The organism is Pseudomonas sp. 06C 126, from assembly GCF_001855215.1.
In the GTDB taxonomy this organism is placed as follows: domain Bacteria; phylum Pseudomonadota; class Gammaproteobacteria; order Pseudomonadales; family Pseudomonadaceae; genus Aquipseudomonas; species Aquipseudomonas proteolytica.
Window position 1 is genome coordinate 72,265 of record NZ_MIFU01000074.1, and the last position, 18,082, is coordinate 90,346.

Annotated in this window: 23 protein-coding genes and 1 pseudogene; 20 read left to right on the forward strand and 4 right to left on the reverse strand. The window is 59.5% G+C overall.

What is annotated here, in order from left to right; all coding sequences use genetic code 11:
• Nucleotides 1-265: 265 nt before the first annotated feature.
• The 4 genes and pseudogenes from fdxA to BHC62_RS09120 form a co-directional block, all read right to left on the reverse strand.
• A complete protein-coding gene (fdxA, locus tag BHC62_RS09110; RefSeq protein WP_029295271.1) occupies nucleotides 266-589 on the reverse strand; it encodes a ferredoxin FdxA in 324 nt (107 codons plus the stop codon).
• 142 nt (nucleotides 590-731) lie between these two features.
• Nucleotides 732-3,323, reverse strand: coding sequence for a DNA mismatch repair protein MutS (gene mutS, locus BHC62_RS09115; RefSeq protein WP_070994791.1), 2,592 nt, complete (start codon nucleotides 3,321-3,323; stop codon nucleotides 732-734).
• 214 nt (nucleotides 3,324-3,537) lie between these two features.
• Nucleotides 3,538-3,705: a hypothetical protein gene (locus BHC62_RS28560; RefSeq protein ID WP_176770974.1), complete on the reverse strand. Its 168-nt coding sequence runs from the start codon at nucleotides 3,703-3,705 to the stop codon at nucleotides 3,538-3,540.
• Nucleotides 3,705-4,431 (reverse strand): annotated as a pseudogene (locus tag BHC62_RS09120) (zeta toxin family protein). The gene BHC62_RS28560 and the pseudogene BHC62_RS09120 overlap by 1 nt, the downstream one beginning before the upstream one ends.
• 189 nt (nucleotides 4,432-4,620) lie before the next feature.
• On the opposite strand from BHC62_RS09120, the gene BHC62_RS09125 reads away from it, so the two are divergent.
• The 20 genes from BHC62_RS09125 (at nucleotide 4,621) to BHC62_RS09220 (ending at nucleotide 18,033) form a co-directional block, all read left to right on the forward strand.
• Entirely contained in the window at nucleotides 4,621-5,349 is a 729-nt protein-coding gene (locus BHC62_RS09125; RefSeq protein ID WP_071610020.1) for an XRE family transcriptional regulator, read from the forward strand.
• Between the two features lie 601 nt (nucleotides 5,350-5,950).
• On the forward strand, nucleotides 5,951-6,283 hold the full coding sequence (locus BHC62_RS09130) for a phage holin family protein (RefSeq protein ID WP_029295276.1): 333 nt from the start codon (nucleotides 5,951-5,953) through the stop codon (nucleotides 6,281-6,283).
• A 21-nt stretch (nucleotides 6,284-6,304) separates the two neighbouring features.
• On the forward strand, nucleotides 6,305-6,817 hold the full coding sequence (locus BHC62_RS09135; RefSeq protein WP_070994793.1) for a hypothetical protein: 513 nt from the start codon (nucleotides 6,305-6,307) through the stop codon (nucleotides 6,815-6,817).
• A 3-nt stretch (nucleotides 6,818-6,820) separates the two neighbouring features.
• Nucleotides 6,821-7,432, forward strand: coding sequence for a phage baseplate assembly protein V (locus BHC62_RS09140; RefSeq protein WP_070994794.1), 612 nt, complete (start codon nucleotides 6,821-6,823; stop codon nucleotides 7,430-7,432).
• Nucleotides 7,433-7,441: 9 nt separating this feature from the next.
• Nucleotides 7,442-7,774 carry a phage baseplate protein gene (locus BHC62_RS09145; protein ID WP_029295280.1) on the forward strand — a complete coding sequence of 111 codons (333 nt, stop codon included), beginning with the start codon at nucleotides 7,442-7,444 and terminating at the stop codon, nucleotides 7,772-7,774.
• Nucleotides 7,771-8,766 carry a baseplate J/gp47 family protein gene (locus BHC62_RS09150; protein WP_070994795.1) on the forward strand — a complete coding sequence of 332 codons (996 nt, stop codon included), beginning with the start codon at nucleotides 7,771-7,773 and terminating at the stop codon, nucleotides 8,764-8,766. The genes BHC62_RS09145 and BHC62_RS09150 overlap by 4 nt, the downstream gene beginning before the upstream one ends.
• Nucleotides 8,763-9,401, forward strand: a complete 639-nt coding sequence (locus tag BHC62_RS09155; RefSeq protein WP_070994796.1) for a phage tail protein I — start codon at nucleotides 8,763-8,765, stop codon at nucleotides 9,399-9,401. Before BHC62_RS09150 ends, BHC62_RS09155 begins: the two co-directional genes overlap by 4 nt.
• The gene (locus BHC62_RS09160) at nucleotides 9,398-9,928 is read left to right on the forward strand and encodes a phage tail protein (RefSeq protein ID WP_070994797.1); all 531 of its coding nucleotides are present in this window, start codon (nucleotides 9,398-9,400) and stop codon (nucleotides 9,926-9,928) included. The genes BHC62_RS09155 and BHC62_RS09160 overlap by 4 nt, the downstream gene beginning before the upstream one ends.
• A gap of 91 nt (nucleotides 9,929-10,019) precedes the next feature.
• Nucleotides 10,020-10,880, forward strand: coding sequence for a hypothetical protein (locus BHC62_RS09165; RefSeq protein ID WP_070994798.1), 861 nt, complete (start codon nucleotides 10,020-10,022; stop codon nucleotides 10,878-10,880).
• A gap of 5 nt (nucleotides 10,881-10,885) precedes the next feature.
• Nucleotides 10,886-11,164: a hypothetical protein gene (locus BHC62_RS09170; protein ID WP_070994799.1), complete on the forward strand. Its 279-nt coding sequence runs from the start codon at nucleotides 10,886-10,888 to the stop codon at nucleotides 11,162-11,164.
• Nucleotides 11,165-11,251: 87 nt separating this feature from the next.
• The gene (locus BHC62_RS09175) at nucleotides 11,252-11,455 is read left to right on the forward strand and encodes a hypothetical protein (protein WP_029295291.1); all 204 of its coding nucleotides are present in this window, start codon (nucleotides 11,252-11,254) and stop codon (nucleotides 11,453-11,455) included.
• A 2-nt stretch (nucleotides 11,456-11,457) separates the two neighbouring features.
• Nucleotides 11,458-12,624: a tail protein gene (locus BHC62_RS09180; RefSeq protein WP_029295293.1), complete on the forward strand. Its 1,167-nt coding sequence runs from the start codon at nucleotides 11,458-11,460 to the stop codon at nucleotides 12,622-12,624.
• On the forward strand, nucleotides 12,624-13,130 hold the full coding sequence (locus tag BHC62_RS09185) for a phage major tail tube protein (RefSeq protein WP_070994800.1): 507 nt from the start codon (nucleotides 12,624-12,626) through the stop codon (nucleotides 13,128-13,130). The genes BHC62_RS09180 and BHC62_RS09185 overlap by 1 nt, the downstream gene beginning before the upstream one ends.
• 170 nt (nucleotides 13,131-13,300) lie before the next feature.
• Nucleotides 13,301-13,867: a phage tail assembly protein gene (locus BHC62_RS09190; RefSeq protein WP_029295295.1), complete on the forward strand. Its 567-nt coding sequence runs from the start codon at nucleotides 13,301-13,303 to the stop codon at nucleotides 13,865-13,867.
• Between the two features lie 128 nt (nucleotides 13,868-13,995).
• Entirely contained in the window at nucleotides 13,996-15,360 is a 1,365-nt protein-coding gene (locus BHC62_RS28905) for a hypothetical protein (RefSeq protein ID WP_070994801.1), read from the forward strand.
• The gene (locus tag BHC62_RS09200) at nucleotides 15,360-15,743 is read left to right on the forward strand and encodes a phage tail protein (RefSeq protein ID WP_070994802.1); all 384 of its coding nucleotides are present in this window, start codon (nucleotides 15,360-15,362) and stop codon (nucleotides 15,741-15,743) included. Before BHC62_RS28905 ends, BHC62_RS09200 begins: the two co-directional genes overlap by 1 nt.
• On the forward strand, nucleotides 15,736-15,948 hold the full coding sequence (locus BHC62_RS09205; protein ID WP_070994803.1) for a tail protein X: 213 nt from the start codon (nucleotides 15,736-15,738) through the stop codon (nucleotides 15,946-15,948). Before BHC62_RS09200 ends, BHC62_RS09205 begins: the two co-directional genes overlap by 8 nt.
• Before the next feature lie 9 nt (nucleotides 15,949-15,957).
• Nucleotides 15,958-16,968, forward strand: a complete 1,011-nt coding sequence (locus tag BHC62_RS09210; protein ID WP_070994804.1) for a contractile injection system protein, VgrG/Pvc8 family — start codon at nucleotides 15,958-15,960, stop codon at nucleotides 16,966-16,968.
• A 19-nt stretch (nucleotides 16,969-16,987) separates the two neighbouring features.
• Nucleotides 16,988-17,536, forward strand: coding sequence for a glycoside hydrolase family 19 protein (locus tag BHC62_RS09215; RefSeq protein WP_029295304.1), 549 nt, complete (start codon nucleotides 16,988-16,990; stop codon nucleotides 17,534-17,536).
• 8 nt (nucleotides 17,537-17,544) lie between these two features.
• Nucleotides 17,545-18,033 carry a lysis system i-spanin subunit Rz gene (locus tag BHC62_RS09220; protein WP_256324299.1) on the forward strand — a complete coding sequence of 163 codons (489 nt, stop codon included), beginning with the start codon at nucleotides 17,545-17,547 and terminating at the stop codon, nucleotides 18,031-18,033.
• The last annotated feature ends 49 nt before the right edge of the window (nucleotides 18,034-18,082 follow it).

An 18,082-nucleotide genomic window follows, 5' to 3' on the forward strand; every position in this document is an offset into this window, starting at 1 on the left:
GCTTGAGAATGGATCCCGTTGAACTTGTTCGGGAAGTCTCTAATATCAGCCCTGTGTCCACGGATTGACACGGTCATCAAGGAACGATGACTCAAGGAACCTCGCAGGATGCGATTCATCAGGACGATGAAAAGGAACACAGGGACTAGGGAAAAAATGTGGGCGGGTCAAACCGCCCCTTTTTTTTGCCTGCAGAAAAGTGAAAGGCCGCCACGCAGAAACGCAAAAAGGCCCGCAAGGGGCCTTTTGGAGGGGCGCGACGCAGTTAGCGTTCGAGGTCTTTGATCTTGCCTTTTACGCCATCCCACTCGGCTGCGTCTGGCAGCGAGTCTTTCTTCTCAGTGATGTTTGGCCAGATTTCCGCCAGCTCAACGTTCAACTGAATAAATTCCTGCATCTCTTCCGGGACTTCATCCTCGGAGAAAATCGCAACGGCCGGGCATTCTGGCTCACACAGGGCGCAGTCAATGCACTCGTCCGGGTGGATTACCAAGAAGTTCGGGCCTTCGTAAAAGCAGTCCACCGGACACACTTCTACGCAGTCGGTGTACTTGCACTTGATGCAGTTGTCGGTGACGACGAAGGTCATTTCTAATTCTCTCCTCAGGCGGCGGCAGCGAAACCCCTTGTGGCAGGGCTCGCGAGGTTCGGGAGCGATAGTCTGCAGGCCAGGCTAAAAGCCCGCAGCATCCCAAACCGCGCGAGAGTCTACCAGCTTGCAAGCGTCTGCGTTATATCCGAGTCTTCAGTGCATATAACATTTCGAGCGCTTTACGCGGTGTCAAGTCATCCAGGTCAAGCTTTGCTAACTCATCCAGCACCGGATGGGGCAGGCTGGCGAACATATCGCTCTGGTGCGGTGCCGCCGGTTTGCTGGCGGCCTTGGCTGGGCTGACGACCACATTCTCATGGGGCAGGGCCGTGGTTTCCAGGCGGCTGAGGTGCTCGCGGGCGCGCAAAATCACGTCGTTCGGTACACCGGCCAACTGGGCCACGGCCAGGCCGTAACTCTGGCTGGCCGGCCCTGGCAGCACATGGTGCAGGAACACGATGCGTTCGTTGTGCTCGGTGGCATTGAGATGCACGTTGGCCACCAGTGGCTCGCTTTCCGGCAGCACGGTCAGTTCGAAGTAGTGGGTGGCAAACAGCGTATAGGCCCGCAGATGCGCCAGGCGCTCGGCGGCAGCCCAGGCCAGGGACAGGCCGTCGAAGGTACTGGTGCCGCGTCCCACTTCGTCCATCAGCACCAGGCTACGGTCGCTGGCGTTGTGCAGGATATTGGCGGTCTCGCTCATTTCCACCATAAAGGTCGATCGGCCACCGGCCAGGTCATCGCTGGAGCCGATCCGGGTAAAGATGCGGTCCACCAGGGACAACTCGCAACTGGCCGCCGGCACGAAGCTACCGATATGGGCCAGCAACACGATCAATGCGGTCTGGCGCATGTAGGTGGATTTACCGCCCATGTTCGGACCGGTGATCACCAGCATGCGCGTATCGTCATCCAGAGACAGGTCGTTGGCCACGAACGGGGTGGTCAGCACTTGTTCCACTACCGGGTGGCGACCCTGGACAATGCGCATGCACGGCTCGCTGACAAACCGCGGGCAGTTCAGGTCAAGGTTCAAGGCGCGTTCGGCAAGGTTGCTCAACACATCCAGCTCGGCCAGGGCTGCGGCGGTGTCCTGCAAGGGGGCCAGCTTGCCGATCAGGTCTTCGAGCAAGGCCTCATAGAGCATCTTCTCCCGGGCCAGGGCGCGGCTCTTGGCCGACAGCGCCTTGTCTTCGAACTCCTTCAGTTCGGGGGTAATGAAGCGTTCGGCACCCTTGAGTGTCTGGCGGCGCTGGTAATCGATAGGCGCCTGTTCGGCCTGCTTGCTCGGCAACTCAATAAAGTAGCCGTGCACGCGGTTATAGCCGACTTTCAGGTTAGCCAGGCCGGTACGCGCCTTTTCGCGGGCTTCCAGGTCGATCAGGAACTGCCCGGCGTTCTCGCTCAAGGCTTGCAGCTCGTCCAGCTCGCTGTCGTAGCCGGTCTTGAGCACGCCGCCGTCGCGGATGATCGCCGGTGGGTTGTCGATAATGGCTTTTTCCAGCAGCGCAGCCAGTTCCGGGTAGGTGCTGGCCGTGACGGCAAGTTGCTGCAGGTGCGGCGCTTCCAGCTCGGTCATAGCCTGTTGCAGCTCGGGCAGTACGCCCAGCGCGTCACGCAGGCGCGCCAGGTCGCGCGGGCGGGCATTACGCAGGCCGATGCGCGCGAGAATCCGCTCGATATCGCCGATTTCCTTGAGCTGCGGTTGCAGCTTTTCAAAGCGGTAGCCGTCCAGCAGGCAGGTAATAGAGGACTGGCGTGCCTGCAGCACGGTCAGGTCGCGCAGCGGGCGGTTCAGCCAACGGGTCAGCAAGCGGCTGCCCATGGCGGTCTGGCAACGGTCCACCACCGACTGCAGGGTGTTGTCGCGCCCACCTGCCAGGTTGGTGTCCAACTCCAGATTGCGTCGGCTGGCCCCATCGAGCACTACCGTGTCGTCCAGGCGCTCATGGCGCAGGCTGCGCAAATGAGGCAGGGCGGTGCGCTGGGTTTCCTTGGCGTAATTGAGCAGGCAACCCGCGGCGCCGATGGCCAGGGTCAGGGTCTCGCAACCAAAACCCTTCAAATCTTGTACGGAAAATTGCTGGCACAGACTTTTCAGCGCCGAATCGCGCTCAAAATCCCACGGCGCACGACGCTTGGCCCCACGGCGTTTTTCTGCCGGCAAATCCTTGGGCCAGTCATCCGGGATCATCAATTCCACCGGATTGATCCGCTCCAGTTCCGCCAGCAGGTTTTCCCAGCCCTTGATTTCCAGGACCGTGAAATTGCCACTGGTGATGTCCAGCACCGCCAGGCCGAACAGCCGCTCATCCCCCAGCACCGCCGCGATCAGGTTGTCACGCCGCTCATCCAGCAGGGCCTCATCACTCACCGTCCCCGGTGTAATGATGCGCACCACCTGACGCTCCACCGGCCCCTTGCTGGTGGCCGGGTCGCCGATCTGCTCGCAGATCACCACCGACTCACCGAGCTTGACCAGCTTGGCCAGGTAACCTTCCAACGAGTGATAGGGAATCCCACACATCGGAATCGCCTGCCCAGCCGACTGCCCGCGCGCGGTCAGGGTGATGTCCAGCAACTTGGCGGCCTTCTTCGCATCTTCATAGAAGATCTCGTAGAAGTCGCCCATGCGATAGAACATCAACTGATCAGGGTGCTGGTTTTTCAGGCGCCAGTACTGCTGCATCATCGGCGTGTGGGAGGACAGATCGGACGTGTTTTTACTCATTGGATAGTAGGCAAATTCGTTGAAAGTGATGGGGCAAAGGGGGCGCTTGGCCCAGCATTTTTTGCGATGGCGGCAAGGTTAACATGCGAGCTCGGCCGTTCGCAGGTTGCAAGCGGCTAGGTAAAACGTAAAACGAGGTGACGCATTTACTTGAAGGGTGGCCAATAAAAAGCCCGACATTAGGTCGGGCTTTTGTCCATAGGCGGGATAGACGTCAGGTCCGCTTTGTTTCTGCCTGCATCATGACAAGATTCTGTTGCTTGGTGGCTTCGATTAGCACCTGGCTGTAGACGCGCTTTTTTTGATCCGATTTTGCGTTACGAATAAAGTCAGCAAAGGGGTTTTTCGCTCCTCTGGACAAGCCCAGCTTGATCGAAATCATCATTGCGCCCCCGATGGTGGTAGTTCGAGCCTGGCTTTTAGATCAGCCCGCGAGTGTCGTTCGGGAATATGGTAGTCAATTTTTTCGACGCCGGCTTTGTAGAGCCGTCCCGAGTTGTCGATATGCTTGAGCAGCAAATCCACATGAATATCGCTTCCGTACTCTAGCTTAAGTGCGTTGACCACGTCACGTGCAGCGAAGTACTGCTCGATGAAGTGCTCTTTGCGAATTTTTCTTCCTTCAGCTGCCTCGCGGGCTTTGACGAAGCCCCACGCAAGCATTGGATCTTGGTAGACATACAATATCTGGACGAATCTTCCTTTTCTCAAGGAGCGTTCTACGTTTCTTCCTGGCTACCTCAATATTTGAGAAGGTGCCGTCGAGCAGAAATGACTGCCGTTGCTCCATCGCAAGATCCACGATTTTTTCAACTAGAATCGAAACGCCGCGTTGAAATAACCATGAGTTTCCTCCTGTATAGGCGGCGAATTCGCCACGCAGTTCATCAGGATCAATTCGCAGGATCTTGCTGTCGGCAAACAGATTTACCAAGGCAATTGAAGCCTCGGTTTTTCCGGCACCAGGTGAGCCCGCCATATAGACGGAGACCGGAGCTTCCTCTGGTAGATAAATACTCTTATCGGTCAGGCGTTTGGCGATGGATTTCCTGTTTGAACGAGCAAAGCTCAAGGCGTCGTCTAAGGTTTTTCTCTCGTTCGGCGTCATCAGTTGATCACTTGGATCTGCACCGTTTTCCATCAAACAAGCTCTGCATTTTTTGCGATGGCGGCAAGGTTAACATGCGAGGTCAGTGCTTCGCAGTTCACAAACATCTAGGTACAACCGCATGCTTCATGCACAAAATATGCAAATTAGCATTTGCCAACCCCCAAAACTCCCGTCACTATCCGGTTTATGCAAAAACGCAACGTTTCAATCGTCTTAAGAGAGCTGCTCGATCGCGACGGGATCTCCCCCACGGAGCTTCACCGGCGTACCGGCGTGCCTCAATCCACTCTGTCCCGGATTCTCAGCGGCAAGATCGTTGATCCGTCGGACAAGCACATCTCGCGTATCGCCGATTATTTTCGGGTGAGCACTGACCAGTTGCGCGGGCGCGCGGGGTCGGCGTGGCAGGAAGAGCGTGACCCGATGCATTCGGAGCTCAAGGACATAAGCCTGTGGGACGACGACACGCCCGTTAATGATGACGAGGTGTCGATCCCCTTTTTGCGCGAGGTTGAATTGGCTGCTGGATCAGGAAGATTCGTCATCGAGGAAAGCGAGAAGGCCAGCTTGCGGTTCGGCAAGCGCAGCCTGCGGCATAACGGTGTGCAGTTCGACCAGGCCAAGTGTGTGACGGTGCGCGGCAACAGCATGCTGCCGGTGTTGCGCGATGGGGCGACGGTGGGGGTGAACGCCGGCAAGAGCGGGATTGGCGATATCGTGGATGGCGATTTGTATGCCATCAACCACAACGGCCAATTGCGGGTCAAACAGCTCTATCGTCTACCTTCGGGGATCCGCCTGCGCAGCTTCAATCGCGATGAGCATCCGGATGAGGACTACAGCTTCCAGGATATCCAGGAGGAGCAGATCAGCATTCTCGGCCACGTTTTCTGGTGGGGCATGTACGCCCGCTAAACCTTATCGGTAAGAAACAGCCCGCCTGAGAGCGGGCTTTTTTTTGCCTGTGGAAAACCTCCAAGTGCCCGCTGCTTAAGGAGTTAATGCGTTTGTGCATTTCATTTGCAAAATAAAATGCATTTATGCATTGACTGTATATGCATACATGCATATTCTCCATCTCAAGCCAGCCAACAAGGCCTGGTGGAGGCGGCAAGGATGCTGCCAAGGAAGACAAGGAAGGCACGCAACACTGGCATGGATGCCATCGAGTGATGGCAAGGACGCCAGGCAACACCGGCAAGGATGCCGACGCTCTTTAGTTTCACAGTTTTACAACAGGCAGCGATGAACCGGCCTTGACGGTTCAGAGGGTTGGCAACTGACCCGGGTGTGCAGCGTAAAGCACCAGAAGCAGTTATCCGGCAGACAGGGATCGTGGTCGGACAAACATCGAGGAAAGATCCGTACCGCGCCAGTAGCGCCGAAAGATCGCACGGACCGTATTACTGAAAAGCCCGGGCCACCGGGCTTTTTGGAATGCCTACCGACAACCCCATCCATCTATTTATCAACGTACCGGCCATCTGCCGGTTTTACGCATTCCAGGAGGCGTGACATGACAAACGAGCAGCAAGCGTTGGCAGAAATGCCTATCTGGCTGGTGATTATTCTGGCCCTGATCGGCGGCGTATCCGGGGAGATGTGGCGCGCCGACAAGGAGGGCGCCCGCGGTTGGTCGCTGGTCCGCCGCCTGGCCCTGCGTTCCGGGGCATGCATGGTGTGCGGGGTTTCAGCGTTGATGTTGCTGTACGCCGCTGGCATGTCGATCTGGACGGCCGGTGCCTTGGGGTGCTTGACCGCCATGGCCGGTGCCGATGTCGCCATCGGCCTTTATGAGCGCTGGGCCGCCAAGCGCATCGGGATCAACCAGCCCCCGGATTCAAAATGATTGTTGCAAGGAAGCCACGCCATGACCCTCATTGAAAAACCTTCACAGCTGCCGATTGCCATCGGCCAGGCGCTGCGTGCGGCGTTCCCCAAGCTACAGGTAGGCAGCCCGCCGGGCGTTCTGGCGGCGGATGAAACCGGTGTGGCGATCACGCTCGAGCGTAATGGCCCGGGCGTACGCTCCCTTGAAGGGCGCAAGGCCCATGTGCTGTCGATTTCACTCAAGATCATGGCCGCCCAGGGCGCGCAGCCCTTTGAGGCCTGTGACCTGGCGAGTCAGTTGATGGACCTGGTGCTGGATAACCGTTGGCAATTGCCGGCGGCCCAATGCGATGTGCCCATGAATATCGTCGCGCTGCCGGCGACCCTGGAGGGTGCCGAGACCCATTACGACAGTTGGACCGTGTCCTTCAACCAAACCCTGTACCTCGGCCCGCCGCTGCTTGACGACCCCATCGGCAAGCCGCTGTTTGCCTGCACCTGGGAGGTGTCGAATATCGACGACCCCGATCAATACCGGCCATTGCAGGAGTAGCCCATGTTCGATGCACTGTTACGCCTGCAACTGGCACCCATCGTCGAGCGGCTAGCGCAGATGGAAACCCAGCTTGAAGACCTCTATCGGCGGGCCGAGAGCTTTTGCCGGATCGGCGTGTGCCAGGAGGTCGACGCGGCCAGCAATACCTGCAAGGTCAGCCATGGTGAATTGCTGACCCCGGCGATTCGCTTTTTCAACCCCAGCGCCGGGGCGCAGACGGAAACACGGATCCCCACGGTGGGTGAGCAATGCCTGCTGCTCAACTACGGCGGCGGCGAGGGCGGGGGCCAGTCGGTGGCGTTGTTTGGCCTGAACAGTGACCGCTTTCCGCCGCTGTCCAGTGTGGCCAGCCTGACGAGCCGGCGTTATGAGGACGGCACGCAAAGCGCCTACGACGCCGCAGCACATGTATTGGATTGGAACAATGGACCAGCGGCATTCAGCGGCTCTCGCGAGCAAGTGGAAATGAGTTTGGGCGCCGCGCGTTTAGTCATGACCGCCGCAACCATCAGTCTGCAGGTCGGAGCCGTCGGCATGATGGTGGATGCATCCGGCGTGCACTTGAGTGGCCCGGTGGTGGATCACCAGGGCCGAGTTATCAGCACGGCATAAGGATTTGCCATGATCGGAATTGAGAGAAACACCGGGGCCGTGGTGGACGACTGGCCGCAATTCGTCCAGCGCGCCACCCGGGCCCTGACCACGCCTTTGGGCACACGGCAGAAACGCCCGCTTTACGGTTCGCTGATCCCGCAGCTGCTGGGGCAGAACCTGGGCGACGATCTGCTGATCCTCGCCCAAAGCCATGCCGCCCAGGCCTTTTACAATCCGCAGAACGGCATCGGCGATTTTGTGCCGCAAGTCATCGTCGCCAATCGCCAGGGCGCAGGCCTGCTGTTGCGGTTTGCCGGCACCTGGAAAAACCGCAAGCAATCCTTCGAGGTGGTGACATGAGCATGTTGATCCCTGGGCAGAACCAACTGGCGCCGCCCGACCTCATCGCCGTCGATGAATTCGAACCGTTGCTGGCGCAGTTCAAGACGTTTGTCGTCGACTATGTGGCCGCCCGCGCCCCGCAAAGCGCGGCCAAGCTCAAGGTCAGCCTGGACAACGAAAGCGAGTTGTTGACCCTGGCCCTGGAAGCCTTTTGCGTGCGCCTGCAAACCCATGAGCGCAAGTACAACGCCCGCATCCAGCAGATGCTGGCGTGGTGGGCCACCGGCAGCAACCTGGATGCGCGCCTGGCCGATATGGGCCTGGAACGCCAGGTACTCGACCCGGGCGACCCGGCGGCGTTCCCGCCGGTGCCGCCGACCCTGGAAAGCGATGACGATGCGCGGCTGCGCTACTACCTGGCGCCCCACGCGCCGGCTGCGGGTTCGCGCATGCAGTATCGCCGTGAGGTCTTCACCCTTGGCGAGCGGCCGGTGGTGAAAGTACAGAGTGCCGCTGCAGGCGTGGTGACGGTCAGTTATACCTTCGACCCGGATGGTTATGCCGCCCAGGTCAAGGATGGCAACGCCCGGCGCACGGCACCTGGCGAGGTAATGGTCACAGTGCTTTCCCGCTCGGGTAATGGCACGCCATCGACAGACTTGCTTGAAGGTGTGCGCCGCCATTTCGCCCGGCCCGATGTGCGCCCGGAAACCGATTGGGTGACGGTGCAGGGCGCGCAGATCGTGCCCTACAAGATCCGCGTGGTCGCCCGGATCAACGCCGGCCCGGACTCGGGGCTGACGCAAGTGGCGGCCCAGCAGTTGCTGCAACGTTATGCCGAATCCTGCCACCGCCTTGAAGGGCGCGTGGACCCGAGTTGGATCGACTACACCATTCACAGCGCCGGGGCTGCGCAACTGGAGATTCTCGAACCGTTGGCACCGATCGTCACCACAGCCTTCCAGGCTCCGTATTGCACGGGTGTCGAGGTGCAGGTGCTGACGCTATGAGTGAGCACACATCCAGTTTATTGCCGGCCAACAGTTCACCGCTGGAGAAGGCGTTGGACCTGGGCTTGGGCAAGCTGCTCGACCGGGTCGAGCCGCCGTTTCCGACGCTGATGAATCCGCTGCAAACGCCGCAGGCCTTCCTGCCTTACCTGGCCGCCGACCGTGGCGTGAGTGAATGGAACGCCGCAGCCGACGAAACCGAAAAACGCCTCACGGTCGCCCTGTCCTGGCAGATCCAGCGCCAGGCCGGCACACCCAAGGCGTTGAGCCACGCGGTCGAATCCCTGGGATTTACCCCCAACATCCTGGCCTGGTACCAACAGCGTCCGCTGGCCCAGCCCTACACCTTCGACGTGCAAGCGATCATCGGCCGCAGTTGGTCCAGTGGCGACCACAACCGCCTGATCCGCCGCATCAACGCGGCCAAGAGCGAGCGCGACCTGGCCACCATCACCCTGGTGCATGAAGTGTTCGGTGGGCTGCCGATCACCGGCGCCGCCCACCGGGCGCTGAACGACGGCGAGTTGTCGTTGTGCGGCGCGCTGCCGGAACTTGTATTGAGTTCAAGGCTTAACAGTGCGGGCATCGCCCAGCACTACACCATTAACGACTACGACCTCAGGGCGCAGCCATGACCGATGACACTACGCGCCTGGTGCGCTTCACCTCCAAGGGTTTGGATGAAGTGCTGCAGGCAAAGAACCAAGGCTTGAAAGGCGAAATCACCCACATCGCCGCTGGCACCGGCCGCTACAACCCCACCGGCAACGAAACCGCCCTGCGCAACGAGCGCCAGCGCGTGGCGATTGTGGATTACGAAGACCTGGGCCAGCGCCAACTGCGCATGGCCGCGCTGTTTGATGGCGATGGCGAATATGAGATTGGCGAGTTTGGGTTTTATCTCGCCAGTGGCACGTTGTTGGCCGTGTACTCGGTGGCGGGGAAGTTACTGACGTATAAGGCGGCGGCTGCGCGGGTGTTGCAGAAGTTTACGTTGGATATTTCGCCGTTGCCGGTGGATAGCGTGACGATTGTGGTGGGCAGTGAAAACCTCAACTTGTTATTGGCGCAAGAATTGGCGGTACTCTCTGCTGCCACGATCGACAATATGAATAGAGAAGTGTCTATCTTGTTTCGTGTTATGGCTTTAGAAGCAGGCTAGTGCTTCTATGTTTTAGAGTTGGTTGTATTGTTTTAACGCTTTGTAGTGGAAGCGATATGGATTTTATCGATCAGTTAAAAGGACTTTTATTGTGAGTGCAGAACAGAAGCTGGTTGCAGTAGTCGACGCTGCGAATGATTTGACAAAAATGATCTCAGCTAAAATTGGTGATATCGATTTAAAGGTGCAGCAAGCCGTGACTGTTGTTCCTCAGACTGTACGGCGGGCCATGGATATCGCGCTTTATGTGGATGGCGTTTCCGGTAGCGACACGAACGATGGCCTCAGTTGGGCAACAGCAGTAAAGACTATTGCTGGAGCTTTTGTCAGAATGATTTCGGGAGGAAGGAACTCTATAATTCTTAAACCTGGTTCTGCTTATTCACTGCCCAAAGATCAGAGTTGTGACAATAAGACGATCTCTATTCAACCTAGTGAATTCGTAGCTTATGATTCGAACTCCTATGTAGAATTGCTGGCTGAGCCTGTAGTAGGCGAGGATGGCAGGGCTCAGGCGGGTGGTTTTCATCTAGGTTACAATTCAGTGTTAGTGTTTTATGGTTGCAAACTAAAAACGGCTAAACTGTCGGCGGTGTTCCAAGGTAAAGGGCATGATGTTTGGCGTACATCATTTATCAAAACCCATAATTCAAAAAGCTTTGTTATGCTTCAGCATTGTTCGATAGAGTTGAATAACGGTGCGTTTATGTATCAGCATACGTCGGGGTCAATTGGTGTCGCTGACTTGTTTATGCGTAATGTCTTGTTGAATAAAGTGTCCGTGAGTACTTTGCCGGTCTCTACGGGGTATCAGTTTTTGATGGGGAGTTACCATAATGTTGCGGTCCCATTTGCTTTGTATGGAATAGAAATGGTTCGGCAAGATGCGTCTACTTGGGCGGAGTTGATCTCTCAGGATATGTCTAATGCTCTAACGAATATTAAGGATTGAGTGATATGGAGATTGTTAAAAGTTTGGAGTTCGCTTCGCGTAAATACACTGAATGCTCTCGTGAGTATCTTGTTGGCGCGGGTATCCCGGTAGACCTGATTAACGAGACATTGGTGACGCAGCGCGTGGTGTTTGCCCAGCAAGCGAGGCGGGAGGCTTATGTGGCAGAAGCTGACCCGCTCTATCTGGAGTGGCAATACGATCAGAAGCCCGATTCTGAAAGAGTTTGGCGTGACAAAGTTGCCGAGATTAAAACCCGATTCCCATTGCCAGAAGAAAAGTAAATCCCACCGCGAAAGCGGTTTTTTTTCGCCCGCCCAAAGCCCCTCCCGCAGGGGCTTTGCGCTTTTTGCACCCGGAGAATTCCCCCCATGGCCAACCGCCAAACCTACACCGTCCTCATCCCATTCCCCACCGGAGGTGGCCACTGGTCCACCGTCGGCCAGGAATTGGACCTGCTGGACGTCGAAGCATCCGCTCTGCGCACTGCCGGCCGCCTGGAACTGACCAGCGTGCTGGCTGCCGCCCAAGACACCCCACCGGCCAAGAAGGCCGTCACCAAGAAGGCTGAATAATCATGGCTGAGGTTTTGAACTTCGAGCATAACGGCATCACCGTCAATGCCAGCGAATCCCCCGAGGCCATGGGTGGCCTGGGTGACAACGTGATCGGCCTGGTCGGTACTGCGCCCAATGCGCACCTGTCGATCCCGAAAAACGCCCCGTTTCGCATCAACAGCTTCACCGCCCAGGCACTGCTGGACCCTACCGGCGCCGAGTCGGGCACGCTGTTTCATGCGGTGTACCAGATCCTCAAAGTGGTCAAGGTGCCGGTCTATGTGGTGATCGTCGAAGAGGGCAGCACGCCCGCCGATACGCTTAATAACGTGATCGGCGGCAATGAGCCGGTGACCGGTCGCAAACTGGGCCTCGCGGCGCTTGGCAGCGTCCCGGAAGACCTGACGATCATTGGCGCGCCAGGCTTTACCGGGACCAAGGCCGTGGCCGGTGAGTTTGCCGCTTTCGGCAAGCGCATCAAGGCCCGCGTGGTGCTGGACGGCAAAGACGCCAGCGTCGCCGATCAAGTGACCTACAGCGGCGAGCTGGGTGGCGCCGACCTGGGTTTCGACCGCTGCCTGCTGGTACACAACATGCCGTCGGTGTACTCCAAGGCGGCGAAGAAAAACGTGTTCCTCGCGCCGTCGTCCCTGGCCATCGCCGCCTTGGCCAAGGTCAAGCAGTGGGAGAGCCCAGGCAACCAGGTGACCTTCGCCGAAGACGTGTCGCGGGTGGTCGAGTACAACATCCTCGACACCTCCACCGAGGGCGACCTGCTCAACCGCTACGGCGTGAGCTATTACGCGCGCACCATCCTCGGCGGCTTCTCGCTGCTGGGTAACCGCTCCATCACCGGCAAGTTCATCAGCTATGTGGGCCTGGAAGACGCCATCAGCCGCAAGCTGGTCAAGGCCGGGCAGAAAGCCATGGCGCACAACCTGACCAAGTCGTTCATGGACCAGGAGGTCAAGCGCATCAACGACTGGCTGCAAACCCTGGTGGCCGACGAGACCATCCCGGGCGGCAGCGTGTACCTGCACCCGGAACTCAACAGTGTCGAGAAGTACAAGAACGGCACCTGGTTCATCGTGATCGACTACGGCCGCTACGCGCCGAACGAACACATGGTTTATCAACTCAATGCCCGCGATGAAATCATCGAGCAATTCCTGGAGGACGTTCTCTAATGTTTACCAACCGAGTCAGACAGGCCATTGCGGCCACCCTCCAGGGCCTGCCGCTGTCGGCGACCGTCGAAGAGTTCACCCCGCCGAAGATCGAATTCGAAATGGAGCCCATGTCCGGCGGGCGCTTTATCGCCGAAGAAATGGCCAAGAGCGCCAAGGTGCTGAACGCCAAATTGGTGCTGCAAGGCGCCGGTCCTGAAATCATGCTGGCCCTGGGTGTGCGCTTGGGCGACGACATCCTGCTCAACGTGCGCGAAGCGGGCCAGGACCAGGACGGCAAGACCTATTTCACCTACCACACCGTCGGCGGCAAGCTCAAATCCCTGGACGAGGCCAAGCTGAAGATGGGCGACAAGGCCACCACTACACTGGATCTGTCCTGCCGCACCTACCAGCGCCTGGACAACGGCGTGCCGGTGATCGACATCGACGTACGCACCCAGAAGTTCATGCTCAACGGCGTCGACATCCTCGGTGATGCCCGGCGCGCGGTGCTGATGCCGTAAGCCTTTTCACCCATCTGAAATAGTCACGGTCAGTGTGGGAGCTGGCTTGCCTGCGATTGCATCACCTCTGTTCAACTGAAAGACCGCGCTGCCTGTATCGCAGGCAAGCCAGCTCCTCCATTGACCGTGCCCACGACGGGTCCAACATTTTTACTCAAGGAATTTCGCCCATGGCCTGGAAGCCACCCCTGCATATCCTGCTGGCGCCGATCACCGCCGACAGCGGTGCGAGCATCGAGCAGATCCAACTCAAACCCTTGTTCTACGCCGCGCAAAAACAAGCGTTGGCCCGCGCCGGCGAGGACGAGGACGACCAGTTCTTCGAACTGGCCAAACTGGCCACCGGCCTCTCGGAAAAGGAACTCGACCAACTTAAGCGCCCGGACTACGTGAGCATTGCCCAGCACGTACACGACATGTCGACGCGCCCGACCTCGTTCTTTCTGGGCGACTCCACCGAGCCTGGCGAGCAGGTGCAACTGCTGCTGCCGCTGGAAGTGGCCGGCCGCGTGTTGACCAGCGTCACCCTGGAAATGCCCGCCCTGCGTGCCACCAAGGTGATGAAAAAACTCGCCACGAACAAAGAGCGCGCCGAGTTCATTACCTCGCACTGCACCGGCCTGATGATCCCCGATCTGGACGGCCTGGCCGTGCCCGACTGGACACAACTGCAGGAGCGCATCGACGATTTTTTAAACAAACCGGCGGACTTCTTTCGCAGCGCGACATCGAAGTAATCCTCGACGTCGTCCCGCTGGTTTACTCGGTAAACGAAGCGGAAATTCTCGAATGGGATGCCGCAAAAGCATTGCGCCGCTACGACATCGCGATTAATCGCCTTGGCGTCAAATAGGAGTAGAGCGAGATGCAAGACCCTCGATATACGCTCAAGCTCGCCGACGAAGACAAACGCTGGATGACCTTTCCCGGGCTGGCCGAAAGTGGAGCCTTGCAACTGCCGGGCCTGCTTGAAGCACAGGACGAAAGTCTGGTTGGCGCCTCCAGTGTGGGCGGCGCAACCGAGCCGCCGTCTGAGCTGAGCCTGGCCCTGGCCAACGCCAGCCTGCATATCCACGCGTTGACCGAGGAACAGGTGCGCCTGCGCGAGAGCCTGGAAACCCTCAATGGCACCCTGTTTATCACGGGTGGACCGCTGGGCGGCACGGTCGTTGAAGCCATGACCAGTGCGCCGCAAGCTGCGCCCGAAGACAAGGCCTCGGCGACTGAGTCCTGGTTGAGCAAGAGTTCCAAATGGGTGGGTGAAAGCTTGCTTGATACGGTCAAGAGCCGGGTATCGGGCAAGGTAGTCGATGCAACGCTGGGCAAGTTGCCCTACGTCGGGAAATTGTTCCGGGACGATAGCAAGGACTGCTGCTGCCCAGGCGCCAGCGAACCCTTGACCGGGCGGGCTCGTTACGGGCCCAAAGGGTCACGAAAAACGGTGAGGCAAAACGGCACTGGCCGCACCAGCCCACCGATGCCGAGAAAAACCTCAGGGACCGGCAGGAGCGCCACTGGGCCCATGGCAATCATGAGGAGCCTGGGCGAGCGCGCAGGCAAGATGTTTGACGGCCTGAAAACGGGGTTCCTGGCGCGGGTGACTGCGGTAAGCGTCAGCCGGCGAAGGGTTTCTACCCGTGGGTTGAGCGCAGGCAAGGCGTTGCTATTAAAGAGTGCATCAGCCCTCGGCCTGCGCAAGGCCCCAGCCTCCCGCCTGGTCCCAACCCTGAGCCGGCTGGGGTCCATCGGCGTGCGCAGGTTGACGCCATTGCGCTCCGCCGATGCCGCCATCAACGTCGTCCAGGGCGTGCGCAGCGGCAACATGCGAGCCGTCGGCAGCGGCCTCGGTACCGCCGGTGCCGCATGGGCCGGCGCTTCTGCCGGAGCGGCCCTTGGCACCCTGGTATTCCCTGGCGTGGGCACTGCGGTGGGCGGCGTTATCGGTGGCCTGTTGGGCGGCGAGGGCGGTAGTTGGCTCGGTGAAAAATTGTTCGGCCCCAGTGACCGCCTGCCATCACCCGAGGCCTTGAGCAAAAACCTCAACAGCGCTCGCTCGGACAACGTCCAGGTCACCCTGGCACCGAGCATCCAGATCACCGGCGTCAACCCCGCAGACGCTCAGCAGGTGGTCGACCGGGTTCTGCAATCCCTGCAAAACCAATGCGTGCCGATGCTCACCGACTCTTTGGCGGTTCGGCGCAATGCGGCACTGACCGATGGAGGTGATTAATGCGACAGCAGATGGTGCTGGGCGACTTTATTTTCGGGCTGGCCCGAGGGTTCGCCTATTCCACGCTCCAGCGCAGCAGTGATGGCGGCTGGGGCGACCTGGAGATTATTGCCAGCAAGCCCCAGTCGCGACAGAACGGCCAGAAGCTGGAAAAACTGACCTTCGCCGGTACCGCCATGGCGGCCGTTGGCATGCAGCGCCTCGATCAATTGCGTGCCTTGCAGGATGCCCGGGCGCCGCTGCCGCTGGTCGATGGTATCGGCCGCAACTGGGGGCTGTGGCGCATAACCGCGCTCACGGAAAACCAGTCCAATGTGATCGATGACGGAACGGCCATGGTGGTCACCTGGTCGCTGGTGCTGGAGGAGTTCGTCAATGCGTAGAGTGCGAAGTATTGCCGGTGATTCGGTCAACCTGCTGCTTTACCGCGAGCTGGGGCGTTGCGATGACGCGGCCGAAGAAACCCTCTGGCGCTTGAACCCCGGGCTTGCCGAGCAGGGCCCGGTGTTGCCGGCGGGCGTATGGGTGATCGTGCCCGAGATGGATGCGCAACCGGGTGTCGCAACACCCGTTTCAGCCTGGGATTAAGGAGGCGGCATGGCTATGGGATTTACCCCGGTCGTGGAGATCTACGGCGCCAACGCGGCGTTGATCAACCCACGGCTGATGCAGTGGAAACACACCGACGCGGCGGGCATCGAATCCGACCGTCTGGAGCTGACCATCAATATCGAGGGCCTGGAGGGCCTGCCGAGCCTGGGCGCCAAGATCGGCTTGCGCGTGGGGTACCGCGAGTCGGGGCTGGTGGAAAAAGGCGAGTTTGTGATCACCCAGCGCACTCCCTACCTGTTTCCCATGCGCCTGGCGATCGTGGCCACGGCGGCGCCGTTCAGCGTGATGGACCCAAGCGGTTACCGTCAGCGCCGCTCCGCCAGCCATGGTCCCACGACCCTGGGCGCGTTGTTTCGCCAACTGGCCACGCGGCACGGGTTTTCACCCCGGGTGGCGCCGGCATTGGACGGGGTTGTGATCGACCATATCGATCAGTCGAATGAGACTGACATGGGCTTCATCACCCGCCTGGCCAGGCGCTACAAAGCAGTGACCAAACCGATCAACGAGTTGTATGTGCTGGCCGAAAGCGGTCAGGTCAAGTCGTTGTCGGGCCAGCAGTTGCCGGATGTGCGGCTGTCGGTGACCCATGACAACCGTCCTGGCGAGCAGGCATTTATCAGCGCGCGGGTGGATGAAAGTGCCCGGGCCAAATACCAGGGCTGCCGTGTCAATTGGTGGGATGCCGCGGCTTCTCGCCAGCGTGTGGTCGAGGTGGGGATCGCGCCGTTCAAGACCTTGCGCCAACGTTGCCAGAGCGAAACCGAGGCGCGCTCCGTGGCCGAGGGCGAGTTGCGCCGGGTGGGTCGCGAAGGGCTGACCATCGCCATCGATTGCCCTGGCAACCCGTTGCTGTCCGCCGAAGGGCTGTTGCTGCTGGATGAGACCTGGCCGGGGTATATGCAGGGGCGCTGGTCGATTGACAAGGTGACCCATGCAGGTGACACGGCGACGGGCTATCGCAGTTCGATCATGGCCCGTGGATTGGCCTCTTAGGCCGTGGAGATCAAGGATGATGACACTGACGCAATTGCAACAGATCCTGCCCAATGCCCGCGCCCAAGCGGGCGTTTTTATTTCGGCGCTGAACGCCGCCATGCTTCACCGCGACATCACTGCCCCCCAACGCATGGCAGCCTTTATCGCCCAGGTCGGCCATGAGTCCGGTGAGTTGCGCTACGTGCGTGAACTGGGTGGCGAGCGCTACCTGAGCAAATACGACACTGGCACCTTGGCCGCACGCTTGGGTAATAGCCCCGAAGCCGACGGTGACGGCCAGAAGTACCGCGGCCGTGGGCTGATCCAGATTACCGGGCGAAGCAATTACCTGGCCTGTAGCCGGGCGCTGTTTGGCGATGAGCGCCTGCTGCACTTTCCTGAGTTGCTGGAGCAACCGCAATGGGCGGCCGAATCCGCCGCCTGGTTCTGGCACAGCCATGGCTTGAATGAACTGGCTGACCAGGACCAATTCACCACCATCACCCGCCGGATCAATGGCGGGCTCAATGGGTTGGAGCATCGCCAGCAACTGTGGGCGAAGGCGAGGGCGGTGCTATGCAACTGAGCGGGCGCATGCTGGTTATTGCTCTGCTGATGCTCATCCCGGCGGCGGCCAGTTGGCAGGTCCAGGCCTGGCGCCATGGCCTGGCCTTTGAACGCCAGGCCGCGCGGCATTCACAGGTGCTCAGCCAGCAAAGCCAGGCGGCACTGGTTCAGCACCAGGCCGAACAACACAAGCGCCAGGCTCTGGAGCAACAACTGCGCGCCAGCGACCAACAGCACACACGGGAGTTGCGCGATGCACAGCGTAATCAGGTTTATCTGCGTGATCGGTTGGCCACTGCTGATGTGCGCCTGTCAGTCCTTCTCGACGCCAGCGACCCCGTCGACAGCCCCGCAATGCGAGCCACCGCCGCCACCCGCGGCGTGGTTCATGGAACCCCGCGAGGCCGACTTGACCCGGCGCATGCTCAACGAATTATCGGCATCACCGATGCCGGTGATAACGGATTGATCGCGCTGCGGGCCTGCCAGGCCTATGTGCAGGCTATCGCCCGGTAATCTGTTGACGCTGTCTGCAGCTTGCGTGGCCGATGGGCTCCTGTAGGGT

Excerpts from the sequence above, each read along its gene's own strand:
- fdxA (WP_029295271.1), bottom strand. The coding sequence starts at position 589 with ATGACCTTCGTCGTCACCGACAACTGCATCAAGTGCAAGTACACCGAC.
- mutS (WP_070994791.1), bottom strand. The coding sequence starts at position 3,323 with ATGAGTAAAAACACGTCCGATCTGTCCTCCCACACGCCGATGATGCAG.
- BHC62_RS28560 (WP_176770974.1), bottom strand. The coding sequence starts at position 3,705 with ATGATTTCGATCAAGCTGGGCTTGTCCAGAGGAGCGAAAAACCCCTTT.
- BHC62_RS09125 (WP_071610020.1), top strand. The coding sequence starts at position 4,621 with ATGCAAAAACGCAACGTTTCAATCGTCTTAAGAGAGCTGCTCGATCGC.
- BHC62_RS09130 (WP_029295276.1), top strand. The coding sequence starts at position 5,951 with ATGACAAACGAGCAGCAAGCGTTGGCAGAAATGCCTATCTGGCTGGTG.
- BHC62_RS09135 (WP_070994793.1), top strand. The coding sequence starts at position 6,305 with ATGACCCTCATTGAAAAACCTTCACAGCTGCCGATTGCCATCGGCCAG.
- BHC62_RS09140 (WP_070994794.1), top strand. The coding sequence starts at position 6,821 with ATGTTCGATGCACTGTTACGCCTGCAACTGGCACCCATCGTCGAGCGG.
- BHC62_RS09145 (WP_029295280.1), top strand. The coding sequence starts at position 7,442 with ATGATCGGAATTGAGAGAAACACCGGGGCCGTGGTGGACGACTGGCCG.
- BHC62_RS09150 (WP_070994795.1), top strand. The coding sequence starts at position 7,771 with ATGAGCATGTTGATCCCTGGGCAGAACCAACTGGCGCCGCCCGACCTC.
- BHC62_RS09155 (WP_070994796.1), top strand. The coding sequence starts at position 8,763 with ATGAGTGAGCACACATCCAGTTTATTGCCGGCCAACAGTTCACCGCTG.
- BHC62_RS09160 (WP_070994797.1), top strand. The coding sequence starts at position 9,398 with ATGACCGATGACACTACGCGCCTGGTGCGCTTCACCTCCAAGGGTTTG.
- BHC62_RS09170 (WP_070994799.1), top strand. The coding sequence starts at position 10,886 with ATGGAGATTGTTAAAAGTTTGGAGTTCGCTTCGCGTAAATACACTGAA.
- BHC62_RS09175 (WP_029295291.1), top strand. The coding sequence starts at position 11,252 with ATGGCCAACCGCCAAACCTACACCGTCCTCATCCCATTCCCCACCGGA.
- BHC62_RS09180 (WP_029295293.1), top strand. The coding sequence starts at position 11,458 with ATGGCTGAGGTTTTGAACTTCGAGCATAACGGCATCACCGTCAATGCC.
- BHC62_RS09185 (WP_070994800.1), top strand. The coding sequence starts at position 12,624 with ATGTTTACCAACCGAGTCAGACAGGCCATTGCGGCCACCCTCCAGGGC.
- BHC62_RS09190 (WP_029295295.1), top strand. The coding sequence starts at position 13,301 with ATGGCCTGGAAGCCACCCCTGCATATCCTGCTGGCGCCGATCACCGCC.
- BHC62_RS28905 (WP_070994801.1), top strand. The coding sequence starts at position 13,996 with ATGCAAGACCCTCGATATACGCTCAAGCTCGCCGACGAAGACAAACGC.
- BHC62_RS09200 (WP_070994802.1), top strand. The coding sequence starts at position 15,360 with ATGCGACAGCAGATGGTGCTGGGCGACTTTATTTTCGGGCTGGCCCGA.
- BHC62_RS09205 (WP_070994803.1), top strand. The coding sequence starts at position 15,736 with ATGCGTAGAGTGCGAAGTATTGCCGGTGATTCGGTCAACCTGCTGCTT.
- BHC62_RS09210 (WP_070994804.1), top strand. The coding sequence starts at position 15,958 with ATGGCTATGGGATTTACCCCGGTCGTGGAGATCTACGGCGCCAACGCG.
- BHC62_RS09215 (WP_029295304.1), top strand. The coding sequence starts at position 16,988 with ATGACACTGACGCAATTGCAACAGATCCTGCCCAATGCCCGCGCCCAA.
- BHC62_RS09220 (WP_256324299.1), top strand. The coding sequence starts at position 17,545 with ATGCTGGTTATTGCTCTGCTGATGCTCATCCCGGCGGCGGCCAGTTGG.